The organism is Roseateles sp. DAIF2 (genome assembly GCF_015624425.1).
GTDB lineage: Bacteria > Pseudomonadota > Gammaproteobacteria > Burkholderiales > Burkholderiaceae_C > Kinneretia.
The window spans coordinates 3,944,668-3,965,186 of record NZ_CP049919.1 but is presented as its reverse complement, the minus strand read 5'-3'; the positions used below and the strand labels follow the sequence as shown (position 1 = coordinate 3,965,186).

The 20,519-nt window shown below is 67.5% G+C and carries 4 protein-coding genes; 3 read left to right on the top strand and 1 reads right to left on the bottom strand.

Going from position 1 to position 20,519, the window contains the following annotated elements:
- Entirely contained in the window at positions 1-1,203 is a 1,203-nt protein-coding gene (locus G8A07_RS18375) for an efflux RND transporter periplasmic adaptor subunit (protein WP_195793448.1), read from the bottom strand.
- Between the two features lie 105 nt (positions 1,204-1,308).
- Between G8A07_RS18375 and G8A07_RS18370 the strand changes: the two genes are divergently transcribed.
- The 3 genes from G8A07_RS18370 to G8A07_RS18360 all read left to right on the top strand — a co-directional run bounded on the left by G8A07_RS18370 (position 1,309) and on the right by G8A07_RS18360 (position 20,516).
- Positions 1,309-2,697 carry an ATP-binding protein gene (locus tag G8A07_RS18370; protein ID WP_213086174.1) on the top strand — a complete coding sequence of 463 codons (1,389 nt, stop codon included), beginning with the start codon at positions 1,309-1,311 and terminating at the stop codon, positions 2,695-2,697.
- Positions 2,698-2,791: 94 nt separating this feature from the next.
- Positions 2,792-3,511: a response regulator gene (locus G8A07_RS18365; protein ID WP_195793447.1), complete on the top strand. Its 720-nt coding sequence runs from the start codon at positions 2,792-2,794 to the stop codon at positions 3,509-3,511.
- 334 nt (positions 3,512-3,845) lie between these two features.
- Positions 3,846-20,516: a LysM peptidoglycan-binding domain-containing protein gene (locus tag G8A07_RS18360; RefSeq protein ID WP_195793446.1), complete on the top strand. Its 16,671-nt coding sequence runs from the start codon at positions 3,846-3,848 to the stop codon at positions 20,514-20,516.
- Positions 20,517-20,519: the final 3 nt, after the last annotated feature.

Below are 20,519 nucleotides of genomic sequence, written 5' to 3'. Positions count from 1 at the left end.
TCAGGCACCCTTGCCGGCGGCAGCGGAAGCGGCCGATGCTGGCGAGGCAGGCTTGTCGGCCTTGCCCTTCTTGCCGGCCGGCACCGGGGTCACGACGATGTTGGGCCGGGCGCGCTGCAGGCCCTCGACGATCAGCTTGTCGCCGACCGCCAGGCCCTGCGTGACCAGCCATTGGTTGCCGACCGCGCGCTCCAGCACCAGGCGGCGGCGCTCGACCTTGTTGCCCTCGCCGACGACCAGCGCGGTGGCCTCGCCGGTGGGTGAGCGGCTGACGCCCTGCTGCGGCACCAGGATGGCGCCGGCATCGACGCCGGCCAGCAGGCGCGCCCGCACCACCATGCCGGGCAGCAGGCTGCCCTGCGGATTGGGCACCGTGGCGCGCAGGGTCACGGCGCCGGTGCCGCGGTCCACGGTGACGCCGCTGACCTGCAGGGTGGCGGGCTGCGGATGCAGGCTGCCATCCTCCAGCACCAGCTTCACCTGGCGGCTGCCGCCGCTGCCGCCCTCGAGCTGGCGGCGCAGGCTCAGTAGCTCGGCGCTGCTCTGCACGATGTCCAGATGCATCGGGTCCAGTTGCTGCACGGTGGTCAGGGCCTGGGTCTGGTTGGCCGTCACCAGCGCGCCGGCGGTGACGCTCGAGACCTCGATGCGGCCGGCGATCGGCGCGGCGATGCGCGCGCGCTCCAACTGCACCCGGGCGGCCTCCAGCGCGGCCTTGGCCACCGCCACATCGGCCTCGGCCTGCTTGAGCGCGCCGGCGCTGTCGTCGGCGCTCTGGCGGCTGATCGCGTCCACCTTCAGCAGCTCGGCATCGCGCGCCGCCTTGGTCCGCGCCACGCCCAGCTGGGCCTCGGCCTTCTGCAGCGCCGCGGCGCTGCGGGCGAGCTCGGCCTCGAAGCTGGCCGCGTCTAGCTGGTACAGGGGCTGGCCGGCCTTGACCGTCGAGCCCTCGGTGAACAGGCGCTTGAGCACGATGCCGCCGACCTGCGGGCGGATCTCGGCCACCTGGCTGGCGGATAGCCGGCCGGGCAGCTCCAGCTCCAGCGGCGCGTCCTTGACGCCGACCACCACCACGCCGACCTCGGGCGGGCCGCCCTTGCCGCCCTTGGTCTGGGCGGATTCCGCGCTCTTGTTCTGGCAGGCCCCCAGCAGCAGCAGGGTCCCCAGGGCGATGGGCATCAGGGGTGTGAGAATCTTGGGCATGGCGCCGTATCCTGCCTGTCGAATGTGGAGAGAGATTGAAGGTCCGGTGTGCGGGCGGTGATCTGTTGCTTTCCGGGCGGCGCGGCGCGCACCATTCGCCCTGTGATGATGAAACTGAACCTGACCACCCGCCTGTTCGCCGCCGTGTTCAGCACGGCCATGGCCGTGGCCCTGGCCATGGGGGTGTTCACCCATATCAACCTGAACCGCGATTTTCTCGGTTATCTGAACGAGCAGGCGCTGGGCCGGCTGGAGCTGGCCCTGGTCAGCGTCACCGCGGGCTTCAAGGAGAACGGCAACAGCTGGGACTTCCTGCGCGAGCGCCCCGAGCTGTGGGGCCGCCTGCTGCGCCCGCGCGTGCCCGAGGCGCAGGCGCCGGCGGTCAAGACCAGCCCGGCCGAGCTGACCGGCGCGACCCGGCGCTTCACCCTGCTGGACGTTGATCGCCAGCGCATCGCCGGCTTCCCGCAGGTGCCGCAGACGGCGATCGAGCGGCCGGTGGTGGTCGACGGGCTGACGGTGGGCTGGCTGGTGCTGGCGCCGTTCGAATCGGTCAGCTCCGGGGCGGAGAAGCGCTTTGCCGATGCGCAGGTGCGCACCGCCTGGGCGGTCGGCGGCGCGGCGGTGCTGCTGGCGGCCGGCGTGGCCTTCTGGGTGTCGCGCCGGCTGCTGCGACCGGTGCGCCGGGTGGCCGAGGCCTCGCACCGACTGGCCGCCGGCGACTACGGCACCCGCGTGCCGGAGAGCCGCGGCGACGACGAGGTGGCGCGGCTGGGCCATGACTTCAACCAGCTGGCCCTGACCCTGCAGCGCAACGAGGCGATGCGGCGCGAGTTCATGGCCGATGTGTCGCATGAGCTGCGCACGCCGCTGGGTGTGCTGCATGGCGAGCTGGAGGCGCTGGAGGACGGCGTGCGCCGCCTCGACGCGCAGGCGCTGCGCTCGCTGAAGGGCGAGGTGCTGACCCTGCACAAGCTGGTGGACGATCTCTACGAGCTCTCGCTCAGCGATGTCGGCGCCTTGTCCTACCGCAAGGCCGAGCTGGACCTGCGCGAGGTGGTCGGCAGCACCCTCAGCACCTTTGGCGAGCGCGTCAACGGCAGCGGCCTGGCGCTGCGCCTGGATCTGCTGGACCAGCCGCTGCCGGTGTTCGGCGACGAGCGCCGGCTGCGCCAGCTGTTCAGCAATCTGTTCGAGAACAGCTGCCGCTACACCGAGGCCGGCGGCGCGCTGCAGATCAGCGCGCGCCGCGAGGGCGAGCGCGCGATCGTCGATGTGCAGGACAGCGCGCCGGGCGTGCTGCCCGAGCAGCTGCCGCGCCTGTTCGAACGCTTCTTCCGCGCCGAGCCCTCGCGCAACCGGCGCAGCGGCGGTTCGGGCCTGGGCCTGTCGATCTGCCAGCGCATCGTCGAGGCGCATGAGGGCCGCATCGAGGCGCGGCCCTCGCCGCTGGGCGGGTTGTGGCTGCGTGTCGAGCTGCCGATGCATGGTTGACCACCCCCTACGCGCTTCGCGCGCCCCCTCGAAGGGGGCACGCCCGCAGGCCCGGCAAAGCCGGATCCCCGGACGTCGCTGAGGAGTTGCAGTGATGAGCAATTTGCCCTTGGATCCCGGCCCGGCGCGCGTGCTGGTGGTCGAGGACGAGCCGCGGCTGTCGGCCCTGCTGGCCGACTATCTGCGCGCCGCCGGCCATGAGCCGGAATGCGTCGCCGACGGGCGCGAGGTGCTGCCGGCCTGGAATGCGCGCCGGCATGACCTGATCCTGCTGGACCTGATGTTGCCGGGCATCGACGGACTGGCCCTGTGCCGGGAATTGCGTGCGCGCAGCGGCGTGCCGATCCTGATCCTGACCGCGCGCGCCGGCGAGGAGGACCGCCTGCTCGGCCTGGAGCTGGGCGCCGACGACTACATCACGAAGAACCCCTTCAGCCCGCGCGAGGTGATGGCGCGCGTGAAGGCGGTGCTGCGGCGCAGCCGCGCCGGCCAGGCGCCGGTTGCGGTGTCCCCGGAGCCCGCAGCGCTGCTGCTGTTGCAGATCGACACAGCCGGCTGGCGTGCCAGCTGGCAGGGCCAGGCGCTGGACCTGACACCGATCGAGTTCCGCCTGCTGCGCAGCCTGGCCGCGCAGCCGGGCCGGGTCTATGCGCGCAAGCAGCTGCTGGAGCTGCTGCACGACGACGGCCGCGACGTCACCGAGCGCGCGGTCGACAGCCATGTGAAGAACCTGCGCCGCAAGCTAGAGCAGGCCGGCGCCGGCAGCGACCGGATCCGCGCGATCTATGGCGTGGGCTATCGCTACGACGGCTGAGCGTGGTTGGTTGTTGTGTCGGTTTCGCATGAGTTTGCCCGGCTTCGGCAGCGGGGAAAGCTCGTCGACAGAACTCGAGCACTTTGAGGCTTTGGGAGTAGCTGCAGACTTGGATGCGGCGATAGATAGCCGGACAGAGGCAGCATCGGCTGCAATCTAGATAGCCGGACAGAGGCAGCATCGGCTGCAATCTAGGTGTAAACCCTTTAAAAATGATTTGTCGCTAAACAGTTCCCTTGGAACCCGGATGAATTGCCAACGCCAGAGAGGCTGCCCTCGTGTGGGAAAGGCCGGACGGCGAATCAAATCAATCCGGAATCAGGGAGAGAAGCACATGGTGGCAATCGTCAGCGGCAATGGCCTGGGCGTGAGTCTGTCGTCGTTGGGCGTGCTGGGTGGGCGCGGGGCGATCGGCAATGCCAACGTGGGACGCTACGGGGACCAGGTGTACGTCAACGCGGCGACCGGCAACCTGATCCTGCAGGGGCGCGACGAGTTGCTGATGGGGCGAGGACTGGACGCGGCGGCGCTGCGCACCTACAACAGCCGGGGCACGCTCAACGACGACAACGCCGACAACTGGAGCACGGGCATCTACCGCCAGCAGCTCAAGCTGGTCGGAACCTGGGGGGCGGCGGGCAGCAGCGTGGTGCGCATCGGGCGCGACGGTGCGGAGGCGAGCTACGCCTGGGATGCGGCGGCCGCGGCCTATGTGAGCACGGCCGGTGCGGGGGCCTATGACCGCGTGCAGCGCGACGGCAGCCAGTACCTGTGGACCGATGGGGCGACGGGGGATGTGGAGCGCTACGACAGCGCCACGGGGCGGCTCGTGAGCCACACCGATGCACAGGGCAACGTGGTCACGCTGAACTACAACGCCCAGGGCAACCTGAGCTCGATGGTGAGCGCCAACGGGGAGACGCTGCACTACGACTACGACAGCACGGGCAAGCAGCTGACGCAGCTGCGGGTGGTGACGGCGGACGGCAAGACGCTGACGGGGACGCGCTACGGGTATGACGCCCAAGGGCGGCTGAGCAGTGTCACGGTGGATCTCTCGCCGGAAGATGGCTCTGTTGTTGATGGACGGGTTTTTAGAACGGATTACGTCTATGGCTCTGACAACAGAGTTTCAGGTCTCACGCGGTCGGATGGCACCAGCCTTGCGTTCAGCTACGACTCCGGCGGCCGGATCACATCAGTACGCAATGGTCTCCAGCGAGAAACCTCATTCCGGTACGAGGCCAATCTCACCAAGGTGATCGACCCGCTGGGCTACGAGACCAAGTACCAGTACGACGCGGTAGGCCAGCTGACCGGCGTGACGACGCCGGCGGTGGGCGGCGTGGCGGCGAGCACGAAGTACGAGTACACGGCCAACGGGGACCTGGCGCGGGTGATCGACGCCGAAGGCCGGGCCATCGAGTACGCCTACGACGCGCGCGGCAACCAGATCCGCCAGCGCGACGCGCTGGGCAACACGGTGGAGCGCAGCTATGACGCGGCCAACCGGCTGCTGAGCGAGACGGTCTACCTGGTGTCCGACCCGGACGGCGCCGGCGTGGCGCTGCCGCAGACCACGCGCTACGTCTACGACACGGCCGGCAAGGGCCTGCTGCGCTTCGAGATCAGCGCCTCGGGCCAGGTGGTGGAACACCGCTACAACGCCTTCGGCGAGCGCACCAGCACCCATGAATACCTCAGCCGCAACGCCGACGCGGCGGGCGTGGTGGTCGACCCGGCGCAGCTCACGGAAGCCGCGCTGAATGCCTGGGTGGGACGGCAGGACAAGAGCCGGGGCACGCGCGTGGACATGAGCTACGACGCGCGCGGGCAGCTGCAGCGCCAGGTGCGCTACACGGCGCTGGACGCCAGCGGGGCCGGGGTTATCAACGGGCAGGAGCAGGTCACCCAGCAGGTGTACGACGCGCGGGGCCAGCTGCTGCAGACCCTGGGTGGGGCCCAGGGCAACACCAGCTACACCTATGACGGGCTGGGCCGGGTGCTCACCAGCACGGACGGGCTGAACCAGACCGCGCTGTACAGCTACGACGACAAGGGCGGCACGGTGCGGCTGACGGCGGCCAACGGGCTGACGACGGTCAACGGTTATGACGCGGCGGGGCGCCTGGTCAGCGTGACGCAGAGCAGCGTGGCGGGCAGCCTGGGCACGACGCGCAACTTCTACGACGACAACGACCGGCTGTACATGAGCGAGGACGCCACGGGCGCGCGCAGCTGGTTCATGTACGACGAGGCGGGACGCAAGGTAGCGGAGGTGGACGCCAATGGCTCCCTGAGCGAGTACCGCTACAACCGGGCGGGACAGCTCACGCAGAAGCTCGGGTACGCGACGCCCTTGAGTGAGGCCGTGCGGGCTCGGCTGTCAGTGCATTTCCTGGGGGCGGGAGTTGCGCACGCACTCGCGGATGCTGAGACTGTTCTGACACCCGTCCAAATCGGAAAAGCGTCGCGCATCCTGTGGGCGTCATCGGGCGTCGATCACATCGTTCTGACGAGTTCAGTCCCAAGCGCATTTGTTGAAGGCTTCAAGCCGGGGCAGGATAGGGTCTATATCCGGCCTCTGCTGACGGCGATGGGATACAACGGCACATTGCCTTTTGAAGATGGGTACGCCGCTGCAAAGTACTCAGCAAAATTGAACTCGGTCTCGGTTGAGTTTTATGCAGATGGCAGGGCTGGCAGTGGTGCCGCAGCAAGCTTCAAAGTTAATCTGGCAGGCCTAAAACTAGAAGACATCAACCTTGCCCGGGACTTCTCCCTGGAAGCCCCGCCAGAGAAACCGACCTTGGAAGGGATCCGCCCGGCGGCGACGGGGGCGGACCAGGTGGCATGGACGCTGTACGACGCGGCGGGCCGGGTGAGCAAGACGGTGGACGCGCTGGGGTATGTGAGCGAGACCCGGTATGACGGCGCGTCGAGGGTGGTGGCCACGCAGCGCTACGCCAACCCGATCGACCTGGCGGCCTTCAAGGCCGACCCGGTGACGGCCAAGGCGGTGCCGGTGGCGGACGCGGCGCGGGACCGGGTGACGCGCAACTTCTACGATGCCGAAGGCCGCCTGGTGGGCATGCTGGACGCGGAAGGCTTCCTCACCGAGAACATCTATGACGCGGCCGGACGCCTGGTCAAGCAACAGCGCCACGAGAGCAGCGTGGACGCGGCCCTGCGCGCCAGCGGCAGCCTGGACGCGATTCGGCCCAAGACCAGCCTGAGGCTCTTCTACCAGGCGGGCAACAACAGCTCGGCCGGGCGCCACCTGGGCGCCTTCAAGGCCGGCGACGTGGTGACGGCGACCGTGCGCTTCAAGGCCGCGGCGGACACGAGCGGCATGGTGTTCCTGGGCGACACCGCCGGGCCGCACCCCTACAACAACATGGCGCAGTCCGCGCCGACCCTGGGCAACGACGGCTGGCAGACCGTCACCCTGAGCGTCACGCTCAAGGACGACGAAGAGCTCTGGATCTACCTCTACGGCGACCGTGATGGTGCCAACAAGAAGGTCGGCAACTACGTCGACTACACCGACATCGCGGTCAGCAGCGTGCAGCGCGGCCAGGTGCTGACGGACGACTTCAGCACGGGCAGTTACGCCAACTGGGCAGTCTCCAGCCACGCCGAGATCAACGCGACGGCCAGCACCCAGTACCTGCGCAATGCCACGGGCCAGGTGCAGGCCGAGGTGGATGCCGAAGGCTACCTGACGGAGTACATCTACGACGCGCGCGGCAACCTGACCCAGCGCATCCGCTACGCCACGGCGCTGAGCGCGGCGCAACGCACGGCGCTGACACCGCAGACGGCGCTGGCCAGCATCCGCCCGGCCAGCACGGCCGGGGCCCAGAGCACGAGCTGGGCGTACGACGCGCTGAACCGCCAGAGCCAGCAGACCGATGCGCAGGGCACGGTCACCAGCTTCGAGTACAACGCGGCGGGCCAGCTCACCCGGACCACCAAGGCCCTGGGCACGGCCGAAGTGCGCACGCTCACCGCGCGCTACGACCTGCAGGGACGCCTGACCGGCGAGCTCAGCGCCCAGGGCGCGGCCCTGCTCACCGGCGGCCAGACGCAAGCCCAGATCGACGCCATCTGGTCGCAGTACGGCAGCCTGTACACCTATGACGCGGCCGGTCGACGCACCAGCCAGACCGTCAGCGACGGCGCCAAGACGCTGCGCACCCTGTACTTCTACAGCGCCGACGGCCTGCTGACCCACACCATCAACGCGCTGGGCGAGGTGGAGGAGCGCCAGTACGATGGCCTGAACCAGCTCACCCGGGTCGTGAACTACGGCGGCCGGCTGGCCGCAGGCACCCTGGCCGGGCTCAGCGGTGGGCTCACCGGCACGGCCATCCAGAACGCCATCCAGGAGCTGCTGGCGCAGCGCAGCGGCGCCAACCAGCCCTTGGCCCATGCGCAGACCGAGTACAGCTACGACGCCCGTGGGCAGAGGAAGACCACCAAGGACGCCCTGGGCTACACCACCAGCGTCGACTACAACGCCTTCGGCGAGCAAAGCCGGGTGACCCAGCCCTACGGGGCCCTGGGCGCGAGCACCGTGCAGCAGCTCAGCTACGACCGGCGCGGCCTGCTGCTGGAGCAGCTGGACGACGCGCTGGGCCTGAAGGCCAGGACCGGCTACCGCTACGACGCCTTCGGGCGGCGCATCACCCAGATCGATGGCCGGGGCATCGGGCAGAGCTGGGAGCATGACCGGCTGGGCCGCGTGGTGCTGACCCAGGATGGCCATGGCATCAAGCGCTACAGCGGCTATGACGCCTTTGCGCGGGTGCTCACCCAGACCGACGCCAACGGCCAGGTCACGCGCTACGCCTACGACGACGCCGCGCGCAGCGTGCGCGTGACCCTGCCGGAAGGGGGCACCCAGCTGAGCGTGCTGAACCGGCATGGCGAGCTCGAGAGCAAGACCGATGGCAATGCCAACCTCACCCGCTACGGCTACGACAAGAACGGCAAGCTCACGAGCAGCACCAACGCGCTGACCGGCAGCAGCAGCGAGTACGACAGTCTGGGTCGCCTGGTCAAGGCGACCGATGCGGCCGGCGTGGTCACGCGCTACGAGTACGACGAGCTGGGCCGGGTGCGCAGCCGCACGGCCGACGCCGGGGGGCTGAACCTGGTGACGAGCTATGGGTACGCCGACACCAGCACGGGCACCAGCGTGCTCACCACCGAGCCGGGCGGGCTGCAGACCCTGCAGGAGTTCGACACCAAGGGCCAGCTGCTGCGCACGGTGGTGGATGCCAACGGCGCCAAGCTCACCACCGGCTACACCTATGACGCGGCGGGGCGCACCCTGAGCGTGAGCGCGCCCAACACCGCGCCGACCGTCTACACCTATGACGCGCTGGGCCGCCGCACGGCCGAAGAGTTCCATCCCAGCGGACTCAAGCTGCGCCGCAGCTACGAGTACGACCTCAACAACAACCTGGTGGCCAGCACCGACGCCAATGGCAACCGCACGGTGTATGCCTACGACGGCAGGAACCAGCTGGTCTATGAGGTCAATCCGCTGGGGCACACTCGTTTCATCGAGTACGACCGCGAAGGGCGCGAGCGTCGCGTCACCCGCTATGCCCAGCCCATCGCGTTGTCAGGGCTGAGGCACTTCATACCCGGCAGTGCCGACATCGCGGCGCTCGTGCAGCCGAAGGCAGGGCAGGACCAGGTGCAGGCCACGGTCCACGACCGCGATGGCCGCGTGCACTACACGATCGACGCCAACGGCAGCGTGGTGCGCCTCCTCTATGACGGCAATGGCAACGTGAAGGAGCGGCGCGCCTACGCCACGCCGGTCGCCTATGCCAGCTGGGTGCCGGGCACGGCGCCGGCGGCGGTGGCCGATGCGAGCCGCGACCGCCTGGAGACCTACACCTACGACGCGCTGAACCGGCGCACCGCGGTGCAGGTCGAGTTGGAGGGCACCCAGCTCACCACGCGCTACGACTACGACAAGCAAGGCAACCAGGTGCGTGTGATCGACGCGATGGGCAACCACACGCGCCACATCTACGACGCGGTGGGACGCCTGCGCTACACGCTGGACGCGGAGTATGGGCTGACCGAGCGGCTGTACGACAAGCAGGGCCGGCTGGTGCAGACCATCGGCTATGCCGATCGGCAAGGAGGCATCAACACCGCGGTGGATGCCAAGGGTCTGGTCTCCAACAGCTTTGCGTGGGTGACGGTCAATGCCACTAAGGACCGGGTCAGCAGCTATGTCTACGACGCGGCGGGACGGCAGACCCATGCCGTGGACGCCGAGGGCGGGGTGACGCGCTACAGCCATGACGCCAATGGCAATGTGCTGGAGAAGTACGAGTTCGCCACGGCCCTGACGGCGGCCACGCTGCAGGGGCTGCGGACGGCTGCGGCGGCGGGCACCCTGACGCTGGCCAGCCTGGGAAGCCTGGGCACCCTGGCCGGCCAGGACCGTCGCACGACCTACCGCTACGACGCGGCCAACCGGTTGCGCTTCGTGTACGACGCCGAGGGTTACGTCACCGAGACCCGTCACGAAGGCCCGCACACCACCACGGTTCGCTATGCCACCCGATCGAGCGGTGTGGACCAGGTGCCGGCGACCCATGCCGACGACCGCACCAGCGTGCAACTCCGCGATAAAGCCGGCCGGCTGTGGCGCAGCATCGATGCGCTGGGCGTGGAGACCTTGTACAGCTACGACGCGCTGGGGCAGTTGACGGGGCAAGTCCATGCATGGGGCCGGCCCGAGGAAAGTCGAACGAGTTACGCCTACGACGCGGCGGGACGCCAGGTGTCCAAGACCGTGGCGGACGGCACGGCGGCGGCGTCCACCACGCGTTATGGCTACAACGCGCTGGGGCAGCTGGTGCGCGAGACCGAGGCCCGCGGGGTGCAGCTTAGCGAGAGCGACAGCGCCTGGGCGCAGGGCGAGCGCGTACGGCTGGGCTATCCGACCGGCGTGGGCAGCCTGGGCGCGGCCCAGAAGCAAGAACTGCTGGACCGGTTCACGACGCGCCACGACTACGACCAGGCGGGGCGGCGCACCGTGACGGTCAATGCGCAGAAGGGAATCACGCGCACGCAGTACGACGCGGCGGGCAATGCGGTCAAGGTGACCGATCCGCGCGGCTTCGAGGGCTACAGCTACTACGACCGGCTCAACCGGGTCAGCGTGCAGGTGGACCCGGAGGGCTATGCCACGCGCACCAGCTATGCGCTGGGCAGCAGCAGCAACCGCGTGACCGAGGTGCGGCGTTACTTCAGCAAGGTCACGCCGGTGCTGGGTCAGGCGCCGACCCTGGTCGAGCATGCCAAGGATGCCATCAGCCGCAATGGTTATGACCGGCTGGATCGGCTGCTGAGCGCGACCGATGCCGGGGGCTATACCGAGTCGACGGCCTACCAATGGCTGGGCAACCGCTTCGACAGGGTGGTGACCAACAAACTCGGGGGAGAGGCGAGCTACGCCCATGACCGCCTCGGGCGGCAGACCTCGGAGCATGTGACGGTGGCGCAGGGGCAGACGGTCCTCAACGCTTATAGCTACAACGCCTTCGGTGACCGGATCGGGAGCATCGAGGCCGCCGGGATGCTCGAGCAGCGCGTGACCGAGCTCCGCTACGACAAGGCGGGCCGGCTGACGCACCGCATCGGCAGCGCCTACGGGGCCTTCGATACCGCGACGCAGCAGACGCGCAGCGTGCGGCCGGTGGAGCTCACGCGCTACGACGCGCTGGGCCGAATCCTCGAGACCGTTGCCCGTGCGCAATGGGACGGCGCGGCGGTGCAGGGCGGTCAGCGCACGCTGAACTACCACGACGCGGCAGGCAACAAGATCGCGAGCCTCGCGGCGGACGGGGCGTATGTGGAGTACGCCTATGACGCGGCCGGGCATGTGGTGAGCGAGACAGCGCGTGCGGTGCTGCTGGGGCTGCCCTCTGCACCCGGAGGAACCCCACCAGCGGCTGTGGCCGACGCTGCCAATGACCGCGTCACCCTGTTGACCTACGACGAGGTGGGGCGCCCGATCCGCAAGGCGCGTGACGGGGTGGTGTCCTGGGAGGCGCCGTTCGCGACCGATGGTCGCAACCTGATCCTGCACCCCAGCGGTCCGGCCCTGCGCACGCTGGAGCAGACGGAGTACGACGCGGCGGGCAATGTCGTGCGCCTGATCGACGGGCGGGGCAACAGCGTCTACACCTACTACGACAAGGTCGGCCGCAAGGTGCTCAGCATCGACCAGGAGGGCTATGCCACGGCCTGGGACTATGAGGGCTTCCAGGACGTGGCAAGCACCGAGACCCGCTATGGCGTGGCGCTGGCGCGGTATGCCGCCCAGTCCAATGGTCAGGCCCCGGCGGCCGAGCGCGACCCGGCGGCCCTGCGCTTGGTGCTTCGGGACCTCCCGCGCACCGACCCCGATCGCATCACCAGCTTCGAGCTGGATCTGCTGGGGCGGGTGCAGGAGAAGCGTGTGCGCAACGTGGCGTACAGCCATACCGGCGCGGATGGGGTGGTGCGCACCGGCGTCCAGGATGCCGTGACGGGCTACAGCTACAACGGCCTGGGCAACACCACGCAGATCCGCGAGCGCGTGCAGGGCAGCGACGCGTCCCACACGCTCAACGTCACCGACATCGCGTACGACAGGCTCGGGCGCGAAGTCTGGCGCCAGGAGCCGGGCTATGCGGACTACCAGGGGGCGCAGGTCCGTCCCAGCACGGCCACGGTCTACAACGGGCTGGGCCAGGTGGACAGCACCATCCGGCGTGCCAGCCTGACGCAGTGGACGGCACAGGACCGGGCCACCACCAACGAGTACAACAGCAACGGCGATCTGATCGCGACGGTGGATGCGGAGGGTAATCGCACTGAGTACGCCTTGGATGCGCAGGGCCGCATCGCGCGCAAGCGCCTGGTCAACGTGAAGAACGCGCAGGGGCAGGCGCGGAGCATCGACACGCTGTACGAGTACGACGCCCTGGGGCGTGAGGTGGGGCAGCTGGATGACCAGAGCCGGGAGCTGCGCCGCACCGGCTACAACGCCTTCGGCGAGGTAACCCGCAAGGGCGTGGGCTCGGTGGGCTGGCAGGAGGAGATCGAGTACGACCGCCGAGGCCTGGTCCAGCGCAGCAGTGCGGGGGATGGGGTCACGAAGATCTACCTCTACGACCTCAACGGCAACACCACCCGGCAGATCAAGTCCGCGCAGTTCGATCTGCGCAGCGTTCCCATCCTGGCCTCGGCCAGCGACACGGGGCTGGCACACAGCTTCAGCGTCTACGACCGGCGCAACAAGCTGGTGCGTACCGTCGAGCCCGACATCAGCTTCATGCAGAGCCAGGCGACCTTGGGTCAGGCCTTCTCGCAGCAGTTGGCGGAGATGCTGGGCGGGATCACGACGGTGGAGCAGTCCGAAGGGCGTCATGGTTCATTGACGCCCTCGTACCCGGGGGGCTTCGGCAATGTGACGGTGGGGGCAGGGGCCGGGTCGTCGACCCTGGGGCAGTTGCGTCCAGAGGACGTGTCAATCTCGGCTCAGACCGCCATCCCGGGTAGCTTCCCGGCCAAGGGCTCGGTCGAACGCCTTGGGTTGAATGGCTTTGAGCCGATCACGGGGTATAGCTACTTTAAAGAATTGCCAGGCCGCACCTGGCCGGCGGTGCCGCAGCCACTCAAGCTCCCGGATAGCTACCCATTGGGCACTTACAGGCTTGTCAGGGATGACGGGCGGATCGCCAATGTGATATCCAGGAATTCCGGCAGCGTAAATGTTATTTGGAATTACCCTGACTACCCTAACGATGGAGTTCTTCGACTGGAGTATGTTGTCGACGGACTGGGAGGGGGGGTTATAAACCTTGGGAATTTGGTCACAAAAGCCGAGGGGCTTACCTCGGACTGGGGGTCAAACTGGAGAAGATATTCAGCAAAGTTTGAACCGGCTGCCAGCCACCTGTTGATTGCTGATCGGTATGCCGACAGGTTGAACGCCGCGGTAGCGACGCTGCCAGATGGAACCCAAGTTGGTTTGACTCGGGTGCCCGTGGGTGCGGGCCGCTGGGCGCTGGACCTGAGTCCGTTGGCGGCGGGGCAGGTTGTCCGTATTGCCGTCATGGACGCGGAAGGGCGCACGATTGCCGGCGAGCAGGTGACGGTGATGCGCGCCGGGGCGAGCACCTATTGCGCCTCTCCAACGTCAATCGAAGGCGGCGGGGAGTTTGGTGCGAATGGGGGCAATCGCTCGGAGATTCGTTTCTACGGAGCCCCGGGAGGAGCGCAGTACTACATCAGGGAACTGGGCAGCCAGGGGGTGTTTGCGGCGTTCTCCGGAGGGCCGAGCTTCAATGTGGGCTCGCTGGGCTTGGCGGCCGGGCGACGCTACGAGGTGGTGGCCAGCTATGGCGGCCAGGACCGCGCGGGCCGGTTCTCGATTGACGGTGCGGGACGTGTGAGCACGGCCGCAGCGGACGAAGGCAGCTTCACTCCCATGGCGCGAGCGTCGATGGGGGCGGCGCGCGGGCAGGTCCTGCGCTTTGACCTGGGCGGCTCCATGGCGGGTTCCCGTGTGCGGATGTTGCTCAGAGGTGTCGAGCTGAACCTGGATGCCAACGCGTATGGCCAGGTGTCGATTGCGCTGGACGACGCGAGGCTGGGGGTCAGCGCCTTCAGCAACACGGCGGCGGACTTCGAGTACTGGGCGCGCACCACGGGCGATGCCTTGATCGGCCACGGCTCGGGTCATCTGCAGCTGGGCCTGCAGCCTGCGGTGGTTCGCGTGGATGCGCAGACCTACCAACGACCGACGGCCCGGCTCGACCTGCCTGCGGGCATGGTGCTGGCGCAGGGACTGACGATCACGAACGCCAGCGCCGGCAACGCCGTCAGCACCCTGGTCAAGGGCGCGTGGAACTGCAGCGTCACCGGGGGACAGGCCGTGCTGGACCTGTCGGAATGGCAGGTCCGAGCACAGGCCACGGGCGCGGCGCAGCAGCTCAGGGCCAGTGCCCAGGAGTCCATCAATGGCGTGCTGACCACCTACGAATGCCAGATCCGCGTGGAGCCCAATGGCAGCGTGGTGGTGAGCGGGGCCGTCAGCCGGAGTAGAAACACGACGGTGCAGCTCAATGTGGCGGGCTCGTTGAGCGTGTTCAGGATCGGCAGCACGGAAGCCGAGGCGCGCAACGCGGGGACCGCCAACCTTGCCGGCGCCGTCGCGGGCGGCAGCGGCAACTATGCCTGGGACGCCAAGAATCTGGTGGCCAGCGGTAGCGGCGTGCGCAACTACGTCTACTTCTACGAGACGAGGGACGGCTCCGGCGGCGTCGTGGCCAAGGGCGTCGGGACGCTGACCATCCATGCCGATGGCACCTTGTCGGTGGCGGCGGGCAATGCCGACATCCGGCCCTTGACCGTGCGCATCACGCCGGACGTGCCGGGATCCAGCAGCATCAAGCTCGAGCTCAATGGCGTGGTCTCCGGGCCGCACCCCCTGAGCAATGGCGGCTTCGACTACACCTTCCCGGCCAACACCCCGCTGCCCGGCAGCTGGACCTGCAAGTTCACCTCCTATGAAGGGGCAGGCGGCACCGGCAAGATCATCAGCAAGGGGTCGATGCCGATCAGCATCGACGTCAACGGCAACATCACGGTGGGGGCCCCGGTGCGCGACCAGGCCCCGACCCTGCTGCAACTCAAGGGCCCGCTGAACCGCAACATCGCCAGGATGCAGCTGGTGTTCAAGCCGGTGGGGGGCGGTGCCGCGCTGCCGCCACTGACGATCAACGGCGTCTGGCAGCCTGGCCTCAAGTACACCTTGTTCGAGCACAGCTGGGACCCGGCCACCAACCCGCCACCGCCGTCGGGCAACTACGACTACGAGATGCGGCTGCTCAATGCCGACGGCTCGCCGTACCGCAACGAGCTCAACGAGTCGCTGGACATCAAGGGCGTGGCCGCCATCAACCAGCCGGCCAGCACCGTGACGGTGACCAAGGGGCCGGTGGGGCGCCGGGACGTCACCAAGCTGGAGGTGGAGCTCACCGACAGGGTGCCCGACCCGAGCCGCCCGAACCAGGCCCCCACCCGCATCACGGCCACCGGCGTGTGGAGCGATGCCCAGAACTGCATGCTCTTCAGCTGGGACAGCAAGAGCCTGCCGGTGGGCAACTACAAGTACAGCCTTAAATTCTTCACCAGTGACGGCCAGGCCTATGTGCGCCCGGCCGACGCCATCGTGGAGACGGGCGGGGAGCTCCGACGCAGCAACGACGCGACCCAGGTCGTGCAGTTCAAGCAGTACGTGCAGACCTTCCGCACCGAAGCCCAGATCAACCGCATGCAGAGCTACAACGCCTTCGGCGAGGTGGCCAGCGAGTACGACGACCGCGTGCTCGAGCGCATGAACAAGATGCTGAGCTACTACAAGGGGCTGTACCCCAGCGACGCCGCGGTGCAGGCCGCCCAGGCGCTGACGAGCGCGGCCACGACGCGCTTCACCTACAACAGCCTGGGTCAGCTGATCGAGAAGGCGGATGCCCAGACCTGGGAGACCACGCAGACCGGCGTGCGCCAGCGTATCCTGCCCATCACCCGCTATGGCTACGACCTGCTGGGGCGGCTGAACACCAGCACCGATGCCAATGGCAACACCCGCCGGCAGCACTTTGTGGGGGGCGACGAAGGCTTGCTGGCCGCCCAGTGGAATGCCGAGAACGGCCTCAAGCAGTTCAAGCACGACGTGTTCGGCAATGTGCGCAGTCAGAGCAACGAACTCGGTGCCATCACCGCGTTCGAGTACGACCGGCTCGACCGGCTGCTGCGCGTGGACCGGCAGGGCATCGGCCGGGTGCAGAACTTCACCGGGGGGGCGGACGGCGCGGCCGTGGCGACCACGCTCAGCGACGTCTACACCTATGACGCGCGCGGCCTGAGGCTGAGCCACACCGATGCGCTGGGCCAGCGCAGCACCACCGAGTACGACAGCCTGGGGCGCGTCGTCAGCACGGTGAGCGCGGGCGGCTCGACCGTCAGCTACCGTTACGACTTCAGGGAAGCGGGCGCGGCCGATGGCGTGATCAGCCTGGGCGCCAGGAACCTGGGGGGCTACCTGCGCACCACGACCTCGGCGGACGGCAGCAGCCTGCTCGACAAGATCGATGTCTTCGGCCGCACCACCTGGCACCAGGACAAGGGCGGACGCAAGTACAGCTACGACTACAACGTCGCGGGCAGCCTGATGGCGCAGAGCAGCGTCGACAAGAACGGAGCAGCGCAGCAGAACATCCGCTACGACTACTTCGCCAATGGCATGATCAAGGCCGCGCGCGACCTCAAGATGCGCACCCTGTCCAGCTACGGCTATGACAATGCGGGCAACCGTGTCTACGAGGAGTATGGTGGCTTGGCGGCCGATGACACCAACAGCCAGGGCCTGTTCCAGAACGCCACCATCCGCTACGACGAACTGAACCGGATGGCCCAGGTCAAGGACAACGCGGTCGACGTCCACTACGAATACGACGCGGTGGGCAACCGCCGCGCCGTGATGGCCACCTACTTCGACCCGTTGACGCAGGGGCTGCGCCGGCGCGATGACCTGTGGTATCTCTATGACAAGGAGAACCGCTTCACCCTGACCAAGGGCAGCTTCACCAATGGGCAGATCCTGCGAGGCAGCGAAGGGGTGGCCATCACCTACGACGCGGCGGGGCAGCGCAAGACGGCCACCTACACGGAAACGATCAACGGCCAGACGAGCGACTACACCGACACCTACAACTACAGCGCCGACGGCTATCTGGAGGACTCGCTGACGGTGGGGGCGAACAAGTCGCAACGCAGCCGCCGGCGCGTGGATGCCCTGGGGCGCACGCTGCACTACATCCAGTCCAACAGCGACGGCAGCAACGTCATCCGCAATGATCGTCAGGTCTATGACGCGGACAACCGCCTGCAGAGCCTGGTGACGCTGGAAGGGACGACGGACTATCTGTACTTCAACGACGCCACGCTCAGCGGCATCGAGGCGGAGCAGGGCGCCACGGGGCGTGGACCGCTGGCCAGGACGAAGTTCACGCCGGTCAAGCCGGGCGACACCGTCATCACCACCAGCTACACCTACGAGTACTGGGACGAGGCGAAGCAGACCAGCATCGTCAAGACCGCGACCAATGTCAACGCGCCGAACTGGCGGCCTGGAGAAAGCAAGCTCAGCTACGACGTCAATGGCTTCCTGACCCGGGCGGAGGACGTGACCGGGCGACGCATCATGAACTACACCAGCAACGCCACGGGGCTGGTGCTGCGGCGTGACGAGAGCTCCCCGGACGGCTTGTTCCAGCACTTCTACTACTACGCGGCCGGCCGGCGGGTGGGCGACATCAGCACCGACCCGCGGGACCAGGTGCGCATCTCCTATGCGGAGCAACTGGCACGCGATGCCATGACGCCGCAACAGCAGAAGGAGCAGTTCAAGAACATCAAGCCCGTCACGAGCGCGGACTTCGACCAGAACTACGAGCCGATCAACGCCAGCTATCCGGTGGCGACGGCGAGCAGCTACACGGTGCGCAGCGGCGACACGCTGAGCTCCATCGCGCAGAGCCTGTGGGGCGACGCGGCGATGTGGTACCTGATCGCCGAGGCCAACGGCCTGCGGGCCAATGACGCGCTGGTGGCCGGCCAGGTGCTGGTGATCCCCAACAAGGTCACCAACATCCACAACAACGCCAACACCTACCGGCCCTACAACCCGGGCGAGGTGATCGGGCGCATCGATCCCACGCTGCCGGAGCCACCGCCGCCGCCGGCGGCACCCGCCAGCAGCGGCGGCAAGAAGGGCTGCGGGGGTATCGGCACCTTGCTGATGGTGGTTGTGGCCGTGGTCGTGACCGTCTATACCGCTGGGGCACTGACCGCGGGTGTCAGTGGGGGGTTTGCGAGCACGATGAGTGCGGGGGCGAGCGCGCTGGTAGGCGGCGGGACGGCAGTTGCGGGATCCGTGGCGGCGGCCGTAGGCGGCGCCGGTAGCCTAAGTCTGGGCGCCAGCATGGTCGTGGGGGCAGCAGCCAGTGCGGCGGGTTCCATTGCCAGCCAGATGGTGGGCCTGGCCACGGGCAGCATCGACAAGTTCAGCTGGAAGTCGGTCGGCACTGCGGCCTTCAGCGGCGGCATCACCGCTGGCGTGGGCAACGGGCTGGGCCAACTGGCCGAAGGCGGGCATCTGGGCAAGACCCTGGGCACGGTGCTCAGCCGTGGCAGCGAGGCGGCGGCCTGGCAAGGCGCGGCGCTGCGCGGTGCGGCGGCCTCGGCGGTGAGCCAGGCCATGCAGGGTAAATGGAGCTGGCGCGAGGTCGCGGCGGCCGGGGTTGCTTCGGGAGCGGGGGCTGCGGCCGGAGGGGCTGTCAGCCGCGCATTTACCGGTGGCTACGAGGTGCTGGGCCGGGTTGCGGGTTCAGCGCTGGGGGCGGCCGCGGGTGGCTGGGCCAGCAGCCAGATCCTAGGGCACAGCAGCGAGCAGACCCGGGCGCGGGTCGGGCAGGCCTTCATCAATGGGCTGGGGCAGGGGATTGGCTATGCAATCGGTGAAAGCCTCGCGGAGCCTCGCTACAAGACGCTCTCGGATGTAGGTGGCACGCCGATTCAGAAGCTCACGCAGTCTGACCTCAGGACGATGGATGTGCCTGAGTTGAACTTGGGGCCGCTGCCGCAAGTCAAGCTGGCGCCTACTGCCGAGGAACTGCAGGCCGACTTCCGAGCGTCTGAACGGGCCTATCGCCAGGCCACCGACACCGGGGCGGTGATACAGCCGGGTGACACCCTGGAAAGGCTCACCAACGGTGACAAGGTGCTGATGGGCCGGTACGCCTCCGGGATGGGGCTGCGGAACATGAACGACCTGCGCGTCGGGCAGTCGATGGTGGCCAACTGGGACATGAGCGCAAGCGATGCCCTTGCCTCGGCCAATAGCTTCTATGCGGAGGATGGCAGGCTCAAGGTGCTAGCGGCCGCTCCGAAAGAGCCCGTGTGGAGCTTCCGCGAGGCCAGCATGGCGCAGCGAAAGCTTGACGACCAGGCAACTGCACAAGGTCTGAGCTACCTGAGTGGCTCAGGCGGCTACGGAGAAATCCGAGGCATGTCTCCAGGCGAAGGCTTCTTCACCTTCAATCCGGCGGGGCGCTTCATGAGCGGCTGGGGCCACGCTGCCACGGAAATCTTGAAGTCGCCGTACACCATTGGTAAGGAAGCGCTGTTCATGGTCGGCGATGCGGTGGGTAACCTGACCAACGCTGGCATGAACTGGGCCTTCGGTGGCAAGCAGACCTACCAGAACGATAGCGCGCTGGTCCGTTCTGTTGAGACCAACGGCGTGTTGGGAACCGTTGGATTGGTGACCAAGGGTGCGGTGCTGTCGTTGCCTGGCATTGCACAGGTCGATGCGCTTTACCGTAATGACCCCTACGCGCTTGGCGCATCCGGTCCAGTAACCGCGCTTGCTGGCTATAGCGTGCTGAGCAAAGCAGGACCAGCTACGGAGATAAGGCTGGGCCTTCAAAGTCTCGACGCGACAACGGTCAGCTTCACCCAAAGCTCGGTGTCGTTTGGCAAGGCAGGAGCTAGCTACAACCTTGATACGCTGGTAGCGAGCATGTCCAGGGATGGATGGGTCGGGAAGCCTATTGACGTTGTTGCCATGCCAGATGGCACGCTGGCGTCGATAGACAATACCCGAGTACTCGCTGCACGTAGGGCAGGAATTGAAGTTCAGGCGAACGTTCGGGCGTTTGATGAGGCAATCATCAGTCCCATTCGACAGGCATCGTTGACTGAAGCCGGTATCGTTCCTGAGACGTGGGGCGACGCCGCCTTGCTTCGCATCAACAAGCCGATTCAAAACACCACTTACCCGTACATGAGCCCAAGCTGGTCTAAGCGATTCCCGTATGGTTCGCTGTATGACCCTGTGGTGAAGCACTAAGAA

Excerpts from the sequence above, each read along its gene's own strand:
- G8A07_RS18375 (WP_195793448.1), bottom strand. The coding sequence starts at position 1,203 with ATGCCCAAGATTCTCACACCCCTGATGCCCATCGCCCTGGGGACCCTG.
- G8A07_RS18370 (WP_213086174.1), top strand. The coding sequence starts at position 1,309 with ATGATGAAACTGAACCTGACCACCCGCCTGTTCGCCGCCGTGTTCAGC.
- G8A07_RS18365 (WP_195793447.1), top strand. The coding sequence starts at position 2,792 with ATGAGCAATTTGCCCTTGGATCCCGGCCCGGCGCGCGTGCTGGTGGTC.
- G8A07_RS18360 (WP_195793446.1), top strand. The coding sequence starts at position 3,846 with ATGGTGGCAATCGTCAGCGGCAATGGCCTGGGCGTGAGTCTGTCGTCG.